Raw genomic sequence first — 15,181 nt, 5'->3', positions numbered from 1 at the left:
TCGGAGTTCCGCGAATTCATCGAACCGCGAATTGCAGCACTGTCACTCAGACGGCGGAATCGCGCCAGTCTTTTTTCATCAGGTGGTGAAATGGTAATTTCGAGGAATTATCCGAGGGCGGATATGCCTGGGCTTCAGCGCCCGAAAACCTCGTCCTTCGACAAGCTCAGGATGAGGTTCTCGACCGCGAGGCGACGGCCATGGTCCTCATCCTGAGCCTGTCGAAGGACGAGGGCCAAGCCCCGCCCTAACCCTTCGGCGCCCGCGCGATCACAGTCTCGAACCCGGCCGCGCAATAGGCGAACAGCCGGCGCCGCACCGCCTCCAGATCGCTGGAATGGCACTCGCCCTCCGACAACGAATCGATGCGGCCGGTCTCCGACAGGGCCAGCATCATCGATCCGGTCAGGAACTGGTAGCACCAGTAGAGGTCGCGATACTCAGCCTCGGGACGGACGGTCTTCAGGGTCTCGACCAGCCGATGGACGACCGGATCGAAGAACCTGGCCATGGTCTCGCCGCCCCAGGCGGGGGTGTTGTTGACCTGGGCGACCAGGGCGAAATAGCTCTTCCAGCCCGGCCCGCCGTCCTGCGAGATGCGCAGCAGCGGCTCGATGAAGGCCTCGATCACGCCCTCCACCGTCATGGTCTTGGCATGGGTCTGGACATAGAGGTCCATCGACGCGCCGCGCACCTGGTTGAGGATCTCGGCGCGGCGCACGAACACCGCGTCGAACAGCTCGCGCTTGGCCCCGAAATAATAGTGGATCAGCGCCGTATCGACCCCGGCCTCGGCCGCCACCTGGCGAGTCGTCACCCCATAGAAGCCGTGGCGCGCGAACAGGCCCTCGGCGGCGTCGAGGATAGTTTCCTTCAGGTCCAGGCCCTTGGCCTTGGACGGTCTGCCGCGTCCGCCGCTGCGAGCGAGGGGACGGGCGTGGGGCTTGGCTGCGGTCATTCGACTCTCTGGCCTGCCGTGATTGCGCGGTCCTCGGATGAAGCATCCGGGCAGGCGTGGCAAGCGGGGCGCGGGGAAAGGCGAGGCCGAATACCCGCGATTCCCCAAATAAAGCCCAGCAAGATCAAGGCGCTGAAATTAAACGCAGCGCGCCGGTCCGCGGCGTCCGAACCGCTCGCATACTGGTCTCACCCAGGAGCAAGGGAAGGGACGTCGGCCGGCGACCCGACGGGCTTCTGGCGGTGGTCGAGCGGGACACGTAGGCATGGGCTGAAATCGCCCATGCGGTCCGGAGGGGAGCCAGCCCTCCGCCCGCCGGAGGCCGAGCTCGGGAGCGGGTTAAGACCCCGCGTCCCGAAGGCTTCTGGAAGCAGGCCACGCGGAGCGGACGGCTTCGTCGAAACGGTATTTTCCATCCAATCTTCCGGACGAAGGTCCGGACGCTCCGTGACCCTTCCCACCGCCATCGCAGCGAAAGCGCGAGGCCGCCGACGCTCGCCTCAAACCTGGGCGAAGCAGCCATGGAACGTCATCGGCAGCGCCGCCGGCGCCTTCCAGGTCACCACCGGCCCCGCCTCGACCCGCCGTGCGTCGAACACATGCAGCAGGGTCGCCCGGGCCTTCACGTCCAGGCTGGTCCCGACCAGCCAGCCGTCGAACTCGGCGCTGGAGCCCTTGCGCGGGACGAAGATCATCTCCTCGACCAGATGGTCCTTGCCGAAGTCGAAGACCTGTTCGCGATCGCGTACCCAGTCACGCACCGCCACGCCCTGGAACATCGGACGGTCGGGACGCTCGTTGGTGGCGTAGACGCTGAACGCGCGCTTGCGGCCCGCGAAGCGCGGGTCCGAGCGCGGGAACTCGGCGGTGCTGGCGAAGCGCGTCATCGACGCCTTGCCGTCCGGACGCAGGACGATCTGGGCCAGGCGCGGCGGAGCGATCCCGGTCAGGGGCTGGCCGCGCAGCAGCCGGTCGCTGGCCTTGGCCGTGCCGTCGGGATTGTCGTCGATGCAGGCGTCGAAGCGGATCGTCCCGTCGCCCTCCTCCCAGGCGTCGCCCAGATGGAAGAAGAAGAACGGCTCCAGCTCGAACACCCGCCGCTTGGAGAGATCGGCCTTGTCGATGACCAGCACCTGCGTCCCCTGCTCGGGCCGCCAGGCCATGCCCGCGATGTAGGGTATGCTGAAGCGCTCCTGGATCCAGGGCTGCAGCACGATGACCAGGTGATGCTCGGTCGCCGTGAAATCGTGCAGGTAGCTGGCGCGCGGCAGGGCGATGACCTGGGCGTCCTTCAGCGCGCCGTCCGGACCCAGCCGCCAGACCACCGCCTGCTGGCCCGCCAGGCCCAGGTTCCAGATCGTCCCGTCGGGCTCGACGCGCGGATGGGCCAGGAACGGCATGCCCTTCAGGTCCGGACGCAGGGTCTTGAAGCCCTTGGTCGCCAGGGTGTCGGGGTCCAGAACCAGGGGCGAACCGGGCTCCCACAGGGCCCAAAGCTCGCCGCCGGCCAGCATCACCGAGGTGTTGGCGGCGTTGGCGTCGTCGGGGCTCGACACGGCCGCGCCCTTGCCCGGCGCCGTGCCGAAGCCCGCGGTGATCACCGCCCCGGCGGCCGTGTCGGCCCGGCGCTTGGGCGTGTCGGCGAAGCGGGCGGCCATCCGCGCCTTGCCGTCGGCGATGGAGAACCGGCGGATCAGGCCGTCGCCGTCGAACCAGTGGCCGACCGAGCCGCCCGGACGGCGGAACTTGGCCGGGCCGTTGCGGAACAGCGTCCCCTCCAGTTCGATCGGCGCCCGGCCGTGGATCCGCGTCAGCTCGGTGGGGGCGATGTCGGCCTCGACATCCGCGAAGCCCAGGGTCCAGTCTCCGGCTGCGGCCGCCCAGACGGTCTCGGGGGTCAGAAGGGTCGCGCCGCCGAGGAGGGCGGCGCCGCGCAGGATGTCGCGACGGTTCATGGGCGTGGGCTCCGGTCGGGTCGGCTAGTTCAGGGACAGGGTCTGGCGGTTGTCGCCGGCGGCGACGACGAAGCTGGCGGCCTCGAAGCTGGGCGGGCCCATATTGACCTTGGCGCCGTTGCTGAAGCCGTAGGGCTCGGTGGGCAGGCCGAAGGGGTTGGTCCCCATCTTTCCGTCGCCGTCGAGGTCCTGGAAGACGCGGGCGGCGTAGGTCCCGGGCGTCAGGCCGTCCAGCCTGGCGACGGGCTCAGCGTCGGCGGCCGCAGCCAGGGCGACGCGGGCGGGCTTGCCGGTCTTCCAACCGTCCGGACCGTCATAGACGGCGATCATCAGCACGCCGGTCTTCTGCTTCAGGTCCGGAAACGCCAGGGCCAGGGTCGCGTCCTGCGAAGCGGCGACGGCCGGGGTCGGGGTGACGGGAACGGTCTGGGCCAGCACGGCGCCTGCCGGCGAGGCCAGGGCCAGGCACAGGGCGAGAGTCTTGATCGAGGTCATGTCGGATCTCCAGGAAAAGGGATCAAAGAGGGGTCGGGGAGACGGCGTTTCAGCCGAAGAAGACCTGCCACATCAGGCGGCCGGGGATGAACGTGAAGAGGCCGGCGATCAGCAGGCCGCCCACGAACATGCCGGTCATGGCCCGGCGGTGGACGGCGACCTTCTTGCGCTTGATGGCGACGATGGCCATCGGCAGGGCGATCAGGGTCCAGCCGCTCAGGAAGTGGATGAAGCTGAAGTGGCCGGGATTGATCGTGCGGATGAACAGCGAGCTGGTCGCGGTCAGGCCCATGGCCATCACCCAGATCCAGCCCAGGGTCTTGTGCAGTTGCGTGCCCTTGACCCCGGCCAGCAGGACCGAGCCGATCACGAAGGCCGTCACCGCACCGGCGATGTGCAACTGGATCACCAGGGGCGCGGCGGCGATCAGCGACAGGTTCGGCGCATGCGGACGGACGCCCGCCTCGGCCAGGGCCCGCAGGGGGCCCGCCACGACGCCGGGGTTGGTCGCCACGATCGCCAGGGTGACGCCGGCCAGGGCCAGGACGCCCAAACGACCGCTCCAGACCGAGCCTTTGATTGACATGTTTTCGCGGGCCATCTTCATCTCCGTTCGCGTCGACGGCGTCCGATCCGTCGACGCCCCGTTTCTGGAGTCGCCCGCCTCGTGTCTCAATCGTCGTTGCGTCAGTCGCCGGCCTCCTTTCGTGAACGGCTGGCCGACGCCGTTCACGCTTCGCGAACGGCGCTGACGAACCGCCAGGCGCGGCGGGGCTTCGTCGTCTCGGCCTGCGCGGGACTGTTCCTGGCGATGATCGGGCCGTTCGGAACCGACGAGGCGTCGCTGCCGGTCCGGCTCCTCTACTGGATCGGCCTGTGCATGTCGGGGGCCGTGGTCGGCACCGGGGTCAGCCTGCTGGTCGGCCGTGACGGCCGCGCCGACGAAAAGCCGGTGCTCTACGGGACCCTGGTGGCCATCGGCATCACCCTGCCCTTCACGGCGGTGGTCTGGCTGGTGACCGAGCTGGCCTTCCATCCCGGCGCGCCGCGGCCGGCGGCCCTGCCGCTCTATCTGGGTCCGGTGGCCATCGTCACCGCCGGCATGACGGCGCTGAACTTCCTGGTCCAGCGCCAGCCGCCCGAAACCCACGCCGCGCCGGCGGGGGCTCCGGCTCCGCGCTTCCTCGACCGCCTGCCGCCCCGGCTGCGCGGCGCCAGCCTGCACGCCGTCGAGGCGCAGGACCACTATCTGCGCTTGCACACCTCCAAGGGCCAGGACCTGATCCTGATGCGCCTGTCCGACGCCATCGCCGAGCTGGAAGGCATCGAAGGCGCCCAGACCCACCGCTCATGGTGGGTGGCCAAGGACGCGGTCGAGGACGCCCGGCGCGGCGACGGCCGCGCCACCCTGATGCTGAGCGGCGGGATCGAGGCGCCGGTCAGCCGCGCCTACGCCAAGGCCCTGCGCGAGGCCGGTTGGTTCTAGCGTCCGGAACGGCGGCCCCGCCCCGACGTTGGGCAGGCATGGCCGCGACCGGATCGAAGAACAGCTCCCGCCTGGTGATCTACGCCGCCCTGGGCGGCAACCTGGCCATCGCCTTGACCAAGCTGGCGGCCTTCCTGCTGACCGGCTCGTCGGCCATGCTGACCGAGGCCATCCACTCCACCGTCGACACCGGCAACCAGGGTCTGTTGCTGTGGGGCCTGGCCCGAGCCGGCAAGCCGCCCAGCGTCACCCATCCGTTCGGCTACGGCATGGAGCTCTATTTCTGGTCCTTCGTGGTGGCCCTGCTGATCTTCGCCCTGGGCGGCGCGGTGTCGATCTACCAGGGGGTCCACAAGATCCTCGAACCCGAGCCAATTGACCGGGCCTGGATCAACTTCCTGGTCATCGGCCTGGCCATCCTGTTCGAGGGCGGATCGTTTGTCGTCGCCTGGCGCGAGTTCAAGACCGTGCGGCGCGACATCCCGTTCTTCAAGGCGCTGAAGGGTAGCAAGGACCCGTCGATCTTCGCGGTGTTGCTGGAGGACGGCGCGGCCCTGGCCGGCCTGGCGATCGCCGCGCTGGGCGTGGCCGGGACCAGCCTGTTGGGCCTGCCCTGGGCCGACGGCGCGGCCTCGGTGGCGATCGGCGCGCTGCTGGTGTTGGTGGCGATCTTCCTGGCCAACGAGACCCGCTCGCTGCTGACCGGCGAGGCGGCTTCGCCCCGAATCGTCGAGGCCGTGCGCGGCATGCTGGCGGCCGATCCGCGCATCGACACCGTCGCCGAGGTGCTGAGCATGCACCTGGGCCCGCAGGAAATCTTGCTGGGCGTGACCCTGGATTTCCGCGACGACCTGACGGCGGTCGACATCGAGACCGCCGGCGACGATTTCGCCGCCCGCATCCGCGCCATCGACACCCGCATCACCCGCGTCTTCGTCCGCTCGGGCCGAGCGCGGGAAGCCTATGCCCGTCCCATCGAACCGGTCAGCGCGATCTAGCCCGCCACGCGTCGCGGCTCTGGGCCCAGATGTCGATGACGTGGTCCTGGAACGGGGCCGGCAACTGGCCGCGACCGCGATTGGACGAGCCCAGCTTCTCGGCGACCCTCTGCGAGGCCGAGTTCTCGGGATCGATGCAGTGCACGACCTCGTCCCAGCCCAGGTGGTCGAAGGTCCAGTCGATGGCGGCCACCGCAGCCTCGACCGCATAGCCCTTGCCCCAGGCGGCGCGCTTGAGGCTCCAGCCGACCTCGGTTCCTGGCCAGTCCTCAGGTTGCCAGGGACCGATGCGACCCAGCCAATCGCCGCTCGACTTCTCGATCACCGAGAACATGCCAAAGCCCTTCAGCGTCCAGGACCCCGCCATTGTGGCCATGAACCGCCAGGCGCCGGCCCGCTCCTGCTGGCCGCCGATGAACCGCGCGGCCTCGGCGTCACCCATCAGCTCGGCCCAGCCGTCGAGGTCCTCGGTGGCCGTCGGACGCAGGATCAGGCGTTCGGTCTCCAGCACGGGACCCGGCGCGACAGGCATTGGCGTTCTCCCCCTCTTAGACGACGCAGGCGGCCAGGCCCTCGCGGCGCACCGCGCCCGAGGCCTTGCCGATGTTGCGCGAGCGCTTCTTCACGTACTTGCCGGCCCCGACCACCTTCCACTTCAGGGGGCTGGGCAGGATGGCGGCCAGGCGGGCGGCCTGCGGCGCGGTCAGCTTGTCGGCCCCGACCCCGAAATAGCGCTGGGCGGCGGCCTCGGCGCCATAGATGCCCGGGCCGTACTCGATGGAGTTCAGATAGACCTCCATGATCCGCTTCTTGCCCCAGAAGGTCTCGATCAGCACCGTGAACCAGGCCTCCAGCCCCTTGCGGACATAGGAGCGCCCCGGCCAGAGGAAGATGTTCTTGGCGGTCTGCTGGCTGATGGTCGAGCCGCCCTTGATCTTCCCGCCCTTCTCGTTGTTGGCGTAGGCCTTCTGCAGGGCGTCGAAGTCGAAGCCGCGATGGTCGCAGAACTTGGCGTCCTCGGCGGCGATCAGGGCGCGCGGCAGGGCCGGCGAGACCTTCCTGATCGACTTCCAGCGATGGTCCAGGCCCTTGCCCTCCGCGGCGCGGATAACCATCAGCGGCGTCACCGGCGGCGGCACGAAACGGAACACGATCACCGCCAGCACCGGCCCGGCGACCAGCACGATGAACAGCGCCAGAAAGATATTGCGCAACAGCTTCACGTATCGTCCCCAAAGCACTTGTCTTGACGCTGCGGCCGGATGCTAGCGACCTACGACGCCCCTGTCGCGGGGAGCTTGGCCTCGGCCTCGGATCTGGGAGTACGACATGGATGTCCTCGACGCCGTGAACCGCCGCATGTCTGTGCGCGCCTTCAAGCCCGATCCGGTGGACGGCGCCGTCGTCCGCGACCTGCTGGAGGCGGCGGCCCGCGCCCCGTCCGGCGGCAATCTCCAGCCCTGGCGGGTGCAGGCCGTGACCGGCGAGCCGCTGAAGGCGCTGACAGCCACCATGCTCCAGCGCGTCGCCTCGCCGGATACGCCGGAGTACGACGTCTATCCCGCCAATCTCTGGGAGCCTTTGCGCAGCCGCCGCTTCCAGGTCGGCGAGGATCTCTATGGCGCGTTGGGCATCCCTCGCGAGGACAAACTGGCCCGCCTGCAATGGTTCGCCAGCAACGGTCAGGGTTTCGGCGCGCCGGTGCAGCTGTTCTTCTCGATCGACCGCCGCTGTGGCCCGCCGCAATGGAGCGATGTCGGCATGTTCATGCAGACCTTGATGTTGCTGGCCGTCGAGCGCGGCCTGGACACCTGCGCCCAGGAGTTCTGGTCGCACTACAACAAGGTCGTCGACGACCACATCGGCCTGCCCGAGGGCCACATGCTGTTTTCCGGCATGGCCCTGGGCTACCGCGACGAGACCGCCCCGGTGAACACCTGGCGCTCGCGCCGGGATCCGCTCGAGGCGTGGGGCGAGCTGAAGGGGTTCTGAGGGGCCGACCTCGTCCTTCGACAAGCTCAGGATGAGGTCTATTGCAGCGTCAGCTGTAGAATTCGTCAGGCGCCTATCACACCTATCCCGCGAACTGGCGCGGGCCGCTGATGTCCGGGATGGCGATGACGCCGGCCTCGCCGTCTTCGTCGCCCCAGGCCAGGCGCTGACCGTCGGGCGACACCGACAGGGCGCTGATGGCCGCGCCCTTCTCGGCCTTCAGGGTCTCGATGCGGCCGTTGCGCATGTGCGCCGCCCAGATCTTGCCGTTGTCCTGGCCCGCCAGGGCGACGGGCTGGGCGTCGAGGCCCGCGACCCGAACGACCATCGAATCGCGCGAGAAACCGATCTCGGCGGCTTCCTTGCCCATCGGCCCGCTGGCGCCGGCGAACGGCCAGACCACCGCGCCATTGGCGCCGGCGGTGACCAGCAGGTTCCCCTTGTCGAAGAAGGCCACGCTCTTGATCTTGGCCGGATAGCCGCCCATCCGCATGTCCTTGCCGTCCGACAGGCGCCAGCCATGCAGCTGGTTCTCCTGCATCGACGAGACCAGGAACTTGCCGTCGGGGCTGAAGGCCACGGCGATATGGCTGCCGGCCCATTTCAGGATTTGCGGCTTCTGCTCGGCGATCTTGGCCCACCATAGCTGCGCGCCGCCATAGGCTGCGGTGGCCAGGCGGCGGCCCTTGGGATCGAAGGCCAGGCCCGAGACCGTCTTCTCGTGCGTGAAGACGCGGCTGAAAGCCGAATCGGCGGCATCGCGGACATGGGCCTCGCGGCCGGCGGTGAAGGCGATCAGGCCCGAAGCAGGGCTGGCGGCCACGTGCTCGATCCACTTGCCCTTCATCTCGGCCAGGACCGTGGCGGCCACCTCGCCGTTCTCGATTCGGCTCCAGACCACGCGGCCGTCGTCGCCGCCGGTGATCAGGCCGTTGCCGGACGGATGGACCACGGCGCTGAGCGCGGCCCCGCCCATCGGGCCGCCATGGGCCTCGACGGTGACATAGCCGCCGTCGGTCTCGAGGCGGACGGTGCCGTCGCCTAGGGCGAAGGCGGCGCGGCCGGCCTTGTCGAAAAGCGCGGCGGTGACAAAGGCGTCGAACGAGAAAATCATGCCCGCGCCATACCCCGGCAAGGCCGTGGCGCCTAGCCGGACGGCGCCGGCGCCCTGCCCGATGCGAACGACGTTCGACCAGAAAGAGTCGAAAAGGGGTTGCCATTGCAGCGCGTCGTCGGGCTTTACTTCCGCGTCCGTCTGAGCCAGACGTGGCGACCTAACAATTGCGGGACCGCGGAGTGCGCGGCCCTTGGGAGACAGTCAGGCTATGGCGGCTAAACTCTCTGGCGGCGGCGGTGGTCGCTATTCTCTCGGCCAGAACTCCGAAATCAACGTCACCCCGTTCGTGGACATTCTCCTCGTTCTGCTGATCATCTTCATGGTCGCCGTCCCGATGGCCACCGTGGCCATCAAGGTCGACCTTCCGCCGGCCGTTCCGAACAACGATCCCGTGAAGCCGAAAGAGCCGGTGTTCATCTCGATCCAGAAGTCGGGCGCCGTGTTCATCGCTGACAAGCAAACCAGCCTGGACAACCTGGAAGTCGATCTGGACGCCAAGTTCAACGCGACCGGCCAAGCTGGTCCGAAGGACGACCAGCGCGTCATGATCCGCGCCGACGCCGACGTCATGTACGCCGACTTCATGGGCGTGCTGAACCAGCTGCAGACCGCAGGCTGGTACAAGGTCGGCCTGATCAACGAAGACATCCACTAAGGATCTTCGGCGACAACCAGAAATCAGAACCCCCGGAAGCCTGGCTTCCGGGGGTTTTTCTTTGTCCCGTCGCACGCCGGCCGATCGCCCGAGGCGGGAATAGCCGTCCCGAAATGCGCGCGCCGGGCGGCACGGCGCTTGAACCCGACTCTCCCAGCAAGGCCGAGGCGTCCCGTTTCCGAACAGAAGCGGTTCCCGGCCGAGACCAGGGAGAGCCGAATGCTCAACGAATGGAACCAAGACCCCTCCGCCGGCGCCGTTTCGGTCGAAGGCGTGCGCATCAACCTGCCGTCGCTGGACGCCGCCGCCGCCGAGGCGCTGCGCCGGGCCGAGAGCGGCGAGGGGTTCACCCTGTTCACCGTCAATCTGGATCACTTGGTCAAACTGACCTCGAACGACGCCTTCCGGGCCGTCTATCGTCGCGCCACCTATGTCACCGCCGACGGCTGGCCCGTCGTCTGGCTGGCCGGCCGCAAGAACGCCCGCCTGGAGCGCGCCACGGGCGCCGACCTGGTCGAGCCGCTGTGCCAGGCCGCCGCCCAGCGCGGCCTGGGCGTCTATTTCGTCGGCCCCGGCCCCCGCGCCCAGGTCAACGCCCTGGACAAGCTGACGCGCCGCTTCAAGACCCTGCGCGTCGCCGGCTTCGAAGCCCCGCAGCTGCCGTCGGGCAACGGCCAGGCGATGCTGGACGACAAGGATCTGGACGCCATGGCCGAGCGCATCAACAGCTCGGACGCCCGCATCTGCTTCGTCTCGCTGGGCGCGCCCAAGCAGGAGATCCTGGCCGACGCCCTGGCCGCCCGCTGCCCCCGCGTGGGCTTCATCTGCGTCGGCGCCGCGCTTGACTTCATCGCCGGCGAAGCCCGTCGTGCGCCCCGATGGATGCAACGGGGAAAGCTCGAATGGTTCTGGCGCCTGGCCAACGACCCTCGCCGCCTGGCGGCCCGCTACGGCCAGTGCGCGATCCTGTTCGCGGCCCTGGTGCTGGGTGTGACGCCGCTGCTGGGACGTTCGGCGATGGTTGCCAAGCCCACCCGCGCCGTGCAGTGATCCCGGCGGGCGCCGCAAACGGCGGCTTGACCCTGGCCCGGCGGACGGTGCTGGCCTCGGCCCTCGCCCTGGCCGCCTGCGGGCGCGGCGCCGGCCAGGCCTCGGCCGGCCCGGCGCCCAAAGCTCGCCCCAAGGGGCCGCCGCCTCTGCTGCGGGACCTCGCGCCGTTCCGGATCGGAACGGAGATCGTCTCGGACGAGTTCGGCCGCCCCGGCTTCGACGCTGCGGCCAGCAGCCAGTTTTCGCAGATCACGCCCGGCTTCGAGATGAAGATGGAGTACATCCTTCAGAAGGATGGCGCGATGCGCTGGGACGGCGGCGACCGCATCGCCAACTTCTGCAAGACCAACAACCAGGCCCTGCATGGCCACACCCTGATCTGGTACATCGACAATCCGCCGACCTTCCAGAAGCTGGAGGGCGACCGCCGCGCCTTTGACGCCGCCTATGCCAGCTATATCCATCAGGTCGCGGGCCGCTACGCCGGCCAGGCGCGGGGCTGGGATGTGGTCAACGAGCCCGTGGCCGACGACGGCGTGACCCTGCGCGAGTCGCTTTGGACCAAGGCCCTGGGCCAGGAAGGCCACTTCATCCGCGCCTACGAGGAGGCCCACGCGGCCGATCCGGACGCCATCCTATTCGTCAACGAGTACCACCTGGAGAGCAAGCCTCATAAGCGCCGCACCCTGCTGAAGCTGATCGAGGACATGCTCAAGCGCGGCGTGCCGATCGGCGGGATCGGCAACCAGACCCATATCGACGTCGACCTGCCGGCAGGCAAGATCACCGAGGCCATGCGCGACATCGCCAGCCTTGGCCTGCCCGTGCACCTGTCGGAGCTGGACGTCTCGTTCCAGACGGAAGGCCCCACCCTGCGTTCGTCCGCCGAGCGCCAGGCCAGCCAGCTGCGGCTCTATCGTGAGGCGCTGGAATCCTTCATCGCCCTGCCCGAGAAGCAGCAATACGCCTTCACGATCTGGGGCGTACGCGACGCCGATTCCTGGCTACGCACCGCCGCCTGGGTCAAGGACAAGACCGACACGCCGCTGATGTTCGACGACCTGGGCCGGCCGAAGGAGACCTTCTGGACCCTGGTCGACGTGCTCCAGGGCCGCTGATCCGGTTTTTTAAGATTAGGCCGCTAGCCTCGACCGCACGTTGCGCGGAAGGGGTCGCTCATGAGCGGTCAGCACAAGGACTATGTCGCCGGCCTGGACGGGCTGCGCGCGGCCTCAGTCAGCATGGTCATTCTGGGTCACGTCGGCCTGGGCGATCTGATCCCCGGCGGGATGGGCGTGACCATCTTCTTCTTCATCAGCGGCTTCCTGATCACCCGCCTGCTGTGGTCCGAGCGCGACGCCAACGGCGGCGTCGACCTGATGCGGTTCTACGGGCGGCGCACCCTGCGCCTGTTGCCGGAAATGCTGGTGCTGCTGCTAGTCCTGACCTTCGTGGTCGGGCCGCTGCTGGGCCAGCACATGCAGCCGCTCCAGGCCCTGGCGGGCCTGACCTACTGGACCAACTACTACATCATCAGCGGCCTGGGCGACTGCGCCAACTGCGCCGTGACGGGACACCTGTGGTCGCTGGCGGTCGAGGAGCACTTCTACCTCGTCATGCCGCTGACCCTGCTGTTGTGCGGTTTCGCGCCGCGACGACTGGCGGGCCTGTTCCTGACCGTCATCGTGGCCGCGGCGGCCTGGCGGACCTACGCCTTCGCCGTGCTGCACGTCTCGGAGGTCTATACCTACAAGGCCACGGAATGCCGGATCGACTCGATCGCCTGGGGCTGCCTGGCGGCCGTGATCGAACGCGCCTGGCCGGCGGCCATGGATGTCGTCAAGCGCCGCGCCTGGCTGGTGTTCGGCGCCGGCGCGGCGACGATGCTGGCCTCGCTGGCCGTGCGCGACCACGTCTTCCGCGAAACCCTGCGCTATTCGGTCCAGGGCCTGGCGCTGGTGGGGATCATCCTGCCGTTGGTGACCGCCTCGCGCCTCGCCGGCCTGGTCAAGCTCCTGGAGATCGCGCCGCTGCGCTGGATGGGCCGCCGCTCCTACGCCGCCTATCTGTGGCACATGCTGGCGCTGAGCCTGGGCAGCCTGGCGGTCGGCTATGGCGGGATCATCGAAAACGCACCGCGGGCGACGCAGCTGGCGGCCCTGCCGTTCGTGGTGGCGCTGTCGTGGATCTTCGCCGAGCTCAGCTATCGCTTCGTCTACACGCCGGCCCAGAAGCTCAAGCCGCTGGTGACGCCGCGACGCAAAACGAGCGCCGCCGCCCCAGCCCCATCGCTGGACCAGACGGCCAAAGCGCTCGGCTAAGGTCGTTCTAAACTAGGCGTTGGCCTTGCGCGGCTTGGCGGCGTTGAAGCCCATGGCCATCAGGGCCACGACGGCCAGCGGAGCCAGCAGCAGCAGCCACACCAGAACGTGGGCGCCCAGTTGCATGGCGGCCAGCAGTCGGTCGTTCAGGGTGAAGGCGGCGAGGGTCAAGGCTAGGCTCCGTCGTGCGGCGTTCCAAAATGGCTCGGAACGCCGATGTTCGAGGAAGCGGTCGCAAGGCGGGCGCCAGTCGCGCCCGCCGTTTCGCCTTAAGCGGCCGTCGCCTCGAAGCCCGCCTTCAACTCGGCTTCGTCCAGGTCGCGGCCGATGAAGACCATGCGGCTGTAGCGCTGGTCCTTGTCGGTCCACTCGCGCTGGAAGTCGCCTTCCAGGATCATGTGCACGGCCTGGAAGACGAGACGCTTGTCCTCGCCCTTCACGTCGATGATGCCCTTGGCGCGCAGGATGTCGGTCCCGCGACGGGCCAGCAGGTCGTTGAGCCAGGCGGTGATCTTCTGGCCGTCCACGGGCTTGTGCAGGGTCAGGGAGATACCCTTCACGCCGTCGTCGTGGATGTCGCTCTTGTGGTCGTGCCCATGGTCGTGACCGTGATGGTCATGACCGCAGTGCTCATCGTGCACATGGCCGTGGTCGTGATGGTGATGATCGTGGCCGCAGTGCTCATCGTGGACGTGACCGTCCTCGCCGTGCGGCGGATTGAGGAAGTCCGGCTCCAGTTCGGTGATCCGCTCCAGGTCGAAGCTGTGCTTGCCCAGGATGGCGCTCAGCGGGACGTTCGAGCGCTGGGCGCGGTGGATCGGGGCCAGTGGGTTGATGCGCTTGATGCGCGCTTCCACGTGGCGCAGGTCATCTTCCGAGACGAGGTCGGTCTTGTTCAGGACGATCTGGTCGGCGAAGGCGATCTGCTCGACCGCTTCCTTGCTGTCGGAAAGACGCAGCAGGATGTGCTTGGCGTCGACCACGGCGGTGACCGAATCGAGCGCCGTGCGGGCCTTGACGTCGTCGTCGACGAAGAAAGTCTGGGCCACCGGACCCGGATCGGCCAGGCCCGTGGTCTCGACGATAATGGCGTCGAAGCCGCCCTTGCGCTTCATCAGGCCCTGAAGAACGCGGATCAGGTCGCCGCGCACCGTGCAGCAGACGCAGCCGTTGTTCATCTCGAACACTTCTTCGTCCGCGCCGACCACCAGGTCGTTGTCGATGCCGACCTCGCCGAACTCGTTGACGATCACGGCGTAGCGCTTGCCGTGCTCCTCGGTGAGGATGCGGTTGAGCAGGGTGGTCTTGCCGGCGCCGAGATAGCCGGTCAGCACGGTGACGGGGATTTTGCCGGTGGGAGCGGTTGTCTGGGTCATGGCCGCTATTTAGGGGCTAGCCGAGCCCGGCGAAAGCCTCAGGTCTTGAAGAACGCCACCGCCAGGCCGACCACCACCAGGGCCGCGCCCAGGATGGTCTCCTCGTAGCGCTCCACCCACTGCAGGCCCAGCCGCTTGAAGCCGGCCAGGCTCAGCGCGGTGAAGATCAGCATGCCGGCCGAGGTGGCGGCCATCAGCACCGCGCTCAGCACCAGGAAGGCCTGCCAGCCATGCTCCATGCCGGCCAGGTAATAGGGCAGGAAGGCCTCGCACGGCGACAGGGTCAGCAGGGTGACGAGGGCGGCGATCGCCGCGCGGTCCGAGGCGTAGGCCTTGCGGCCGGCTTCCGGCATGGCGTGGTTGTGCCGTCCGCGCAGTATATAGAAGACGCCCACCGCGACCATCAGCCCGCCGACGATCCAGTGGAACACCCCGCCCAGGCTGGGCTGCAGGGCCAGACCAGCAACCACCAGGGCCAGGCCCAAAAGGATCGTCAGGCCCACATGGCCCAGGCCCGCCAGGAGGGTGACGCCCAGGGTGCGGCCCGTCGACCACTTCTGCGCGCGGCCCACCAACACGAACGGCAGCCAGTGCGTGGGCAGGGCCGCGTGCAGGAAGGCCACGGCGAAACCGGTGGCGGCGATGGAGGCGAAGAAGGTCGAGGTCACGTTCGAGGCTATATACTGTTATATTGTAACGGTACAGCCTGAATCGCTCCGGTTGAAGCACCGGCGTTTCCTGACCGGGAATCTGTCCGAACCCGTTGACTCACGGTCGC

The 15,181-nt window shown here is 68.3% G+C and carries 17 protein-coding genes and 1 pseudogene; 7 read left to right on the top strand and 11 right to left on the bottom strand.

Annotation, left to right across the window (positions count from 1 at the left end; all coding sequences use genetic code 11):
• Positions 1-147: 147 nt before the first annotated feature.
• The 5 genes and pseudogenes from AC1RUS_RS15355 to AC1RUS_RS15335 all read right to left on the bottom strand — a co-directional run.
• A pseudogene (locus AC1RUS_RS15355) lies at positions 148-239 on the bottom strand (hypothetical protein); the annotation flags it as partial.
• An 8-nt stretch (positions 240-247) separates the two neighbouring features.
• Positions 248-958, bottom strand: a complete 711-nt coding sequence (locus tag AC1RUS_RS15350; RefSeq protein WP_492917447.1) for a TetR/AcrR family transcriptional regulator — start codon at positions 956-958, stop codon at positions 248-250.
• Positions 959-1,458: 500 nt separating this feature from the next.
• The gene (locus tag AC1RUS_RS15345) at positions 1,459-2,913 is read right to left on the bottom strand and encodes a carotenoid oxygenase family protein (RefSeq protein WP_492917446.1); all 1,455 of its coding nucleotides are present in this window, start codon (positions 2,911-2,913) and stop codon (positions 1,459-1,461) included.
• Between the two features lie 24 nt (positions 2,914-2,937).
• Complete coding sequence (locus tag AC1RUS_RS15340) at positions 2,938-3,408, bottom strand: DUF2141 domain-containing protein (RefSeq protein WP_492917445.1); 471 nt, start codon at positions 3,406-3,408, stop codon at positions 2,938-2,940.
• A gap of 49 nt (positions 3,409-3,457) precedes the next feature.
• Positions 3,458-4,009 carry a DUF2306 domain-containing protein gene (locus AC1RUS_RS15335; protein WP_492917444.1) on the bottom strand — a complete coding sequence of 184 codons (552 nt, stop codon included), beginning with the start codon at positions 4,007-4,009 and terminating at the stop codon, positions 3,458-3,460.
• A gap of 66 nt (positions 4,010-4,075) precedes the next feature.
• Here AC1RUS_RS15335 and AC1RUS_RS15330 point away from each other — a divergent pair, with 66 nt between their 5' ends.
• Complete coding sequence (locus AC1RUS_RS15330) at positions 4,076-4,894, top strand: LytTR family DNA-binding domain-containing protein (protein WP_492917443.1); 819 nt, start codon at positions 4,076-4,078, stop codon at positions 4,892-4,894.
• 38 nt (positions 4,895-4,932) lie between these two features.
• Positions 4,933-5,892, top strand: a complete 960-nt coding sequence (locus AC1RUS_RS15325) for a cation diffusion facilitator family transporter (RefSeq protein ID WP_492917442.1) — start codon at positions 4,933-4,935, stop codon at positions 5,890-5,892.
• Here AC1RUS_RS15325 and AC1RUS_RS15320 read toward each other — a convergent pair.
• Both AC1RUS_RS15320 and mtgA read right to left on the bottom strand, forming a co-directional pair.
• A complete protein-coding gene (locus AC1RUS_RS15320; protein WP_492917441.1) occupies positions 5,879-6,424 on the bottom strand; it encodes a GNAT family N-acetyltransferase in 546 nt (181 codons plus the stop codon). The genes AC1RUS_RS15325 and AC1RUS_RS15320 overlap by 14 nt on opposite strands.
• Before the next feature lie 16 nt (positions 6,425-6,440).
• Positions 6,441-7,133 carry a monofunctional biosynthetic peptidoglycan transglycosylase gene (gene mtgA, locus AC1RUS_RS15315; RefSeq protein ID WP_492917440.1) on the bottom strand — a complete coding sequence of 231 codons (693 nt, stop codon included), beginning with the start codon at positions 7,131-7,133 and terminating at the stop codon, positions 6,441-6,443.
• An 88-nt stretch (positions 7,134-7,221) separates the two neighbouring features.
• Between mtgA and AC1RUS_RS15310 the strand changes: the two genes are divergently transcribed.
• Entirely contained in the window at positions 7,222-7,884 is a 663-nt protein-coding gene (locus AC1RUS_RS15310) for a nitroreductase (protein ID WP_492917439.1), read from the top strand.
• An 82-nt stretch (positions 7,885-7,966) separates the two neighbouring features.
• On the opposite strand, the gene AC1RUS_RS15305 is transcribed toward AC1RUS_RS15310, so the two are convergent.
• Positions 7,967-8,998 (bottom strand): WD40 repeat domain-containing protein, encoded by a 1,032-nt coding sequence (locus AC1RUS_RS15305; protein ID WP_492917438.1) that lies wholly within the window; start codon positions 8,996-8,998, stop codon positions 7,967-7,969.
• Positions 8,999-9,209: 211 nt separating this feature from the next.
• Between AC1RUS_RS15305 and AC1RUS_RS15300 the strand changes: the two genes are divergently transcribed.
• From AC1RUS_RS15300 to AC1RUS_RS15285, 4 genes are all read left to right on the top strand, one after another.
• Complete coding sequence (locus tag AC1RUS_RS15300; protein WP_492917437.1) at positions 9,210-9,656, top strand: biopolymer transporter ExbD; 447 nt, start codon at positions 9,210-9,212, stop codon at positions 9,654-9,656.
• A gap of 219 nt (positions 9,657-9,875) precedes the next feature.
• Positions 9,876-10,706 carry a WecB/TagA/CpsF family glycosyltransferase gene (locus AC1RUS_RS15295; RefSeq protein ID WP_492917436.1) on the top strand — a complete coding sequence of 277 codons (831 nt, stop codon included), beginning with the start codon at positions 9,876-9,878 and terminating at the stop codon, positions 10,704-10,706.
• Positions 10,707-10,732: 26 nt separating this feature from the next.
• On the top strand, positions 10,733-11,824 hold the full coding sequence (locus AC1RUS_RS15290; RefSeq protein ID WP_492917435.1) for an endo-1,4-beta-xylanase: 1,092 nt from the start codon (positions 10,733-10,735) through the stop codon (positions 11,822-11,824).
• Between the two features lie 60 nt (positions 11,825-11,884).
• The gene (locus AC1RUS_RS15285; protein WP_492917434.1) at positions 11,885-13,027 is read left to right on the top strand and encodes an acyltransferase family protein; all 1,143 of its coding nucleotides are present in this window, start codon (positions 11,885-11,887) and stop codon (positions 13,025-13,027) included.
• Positions 13,028-13,039: 12 nt separating this feature from the next.
• Here the strand turns inward: AC1RUS_RS15285 and AC1RUS_RS15280 are convergent, their stop codons facing one another.
• The 3 genes from AC1RUS_RS15280 to AC1RUS_RS15270 all read right to left on the bottom strand — a co-directional run bounded on the left by AC1RUS_RS15280 (position 13,040) and on the right by AC1RUS_RS15270 (position 15,071).
• Positions 13,040-13,198: a hypothetical protein gene (locus tag AC1RUS_RS15280; protein ID WP_492917433.1), complete on the bottom strand. Its 159-nt coding sequence runs from the start codon at positions 13,196-13,198 to the stop codon at positions 13,040-13,042.
• 98 nt (positions 13,199-13,296) lie between these two features.
• Positions 13,297-14,403 (bottom strand): CobW family GTP-binding protein, encoded by a 1,107-nt coding sequence (locus AC1RUS_RS15275; protein ID WP_492917432.1) that lies wholly within the window; start codon positions 14,401-14,403, stop codon positions 13,297-13,299.
• Between the two features lie 38 nt (positions 14,404-14,441).
• Complete coding sequence (locus tag AC1RUS_RS15270; protein WP_492917431.1) at positions 14,442-15,071, bottom strand: hypothetical protein; 630 nt, start codon at positions 15,069-15,071, stop codon at positions 14,442-14,444.
• Positions 15,072-15,181: the final 110 nt, after the last annotated feature.

The sequence above is a fragment of the Caulobacter sp. GW821-FHT10F06 genome, assembly GCF_058809215.1.
This window is presented reverse-complemented; position numbering and strand designations above follow the sequence as displayed.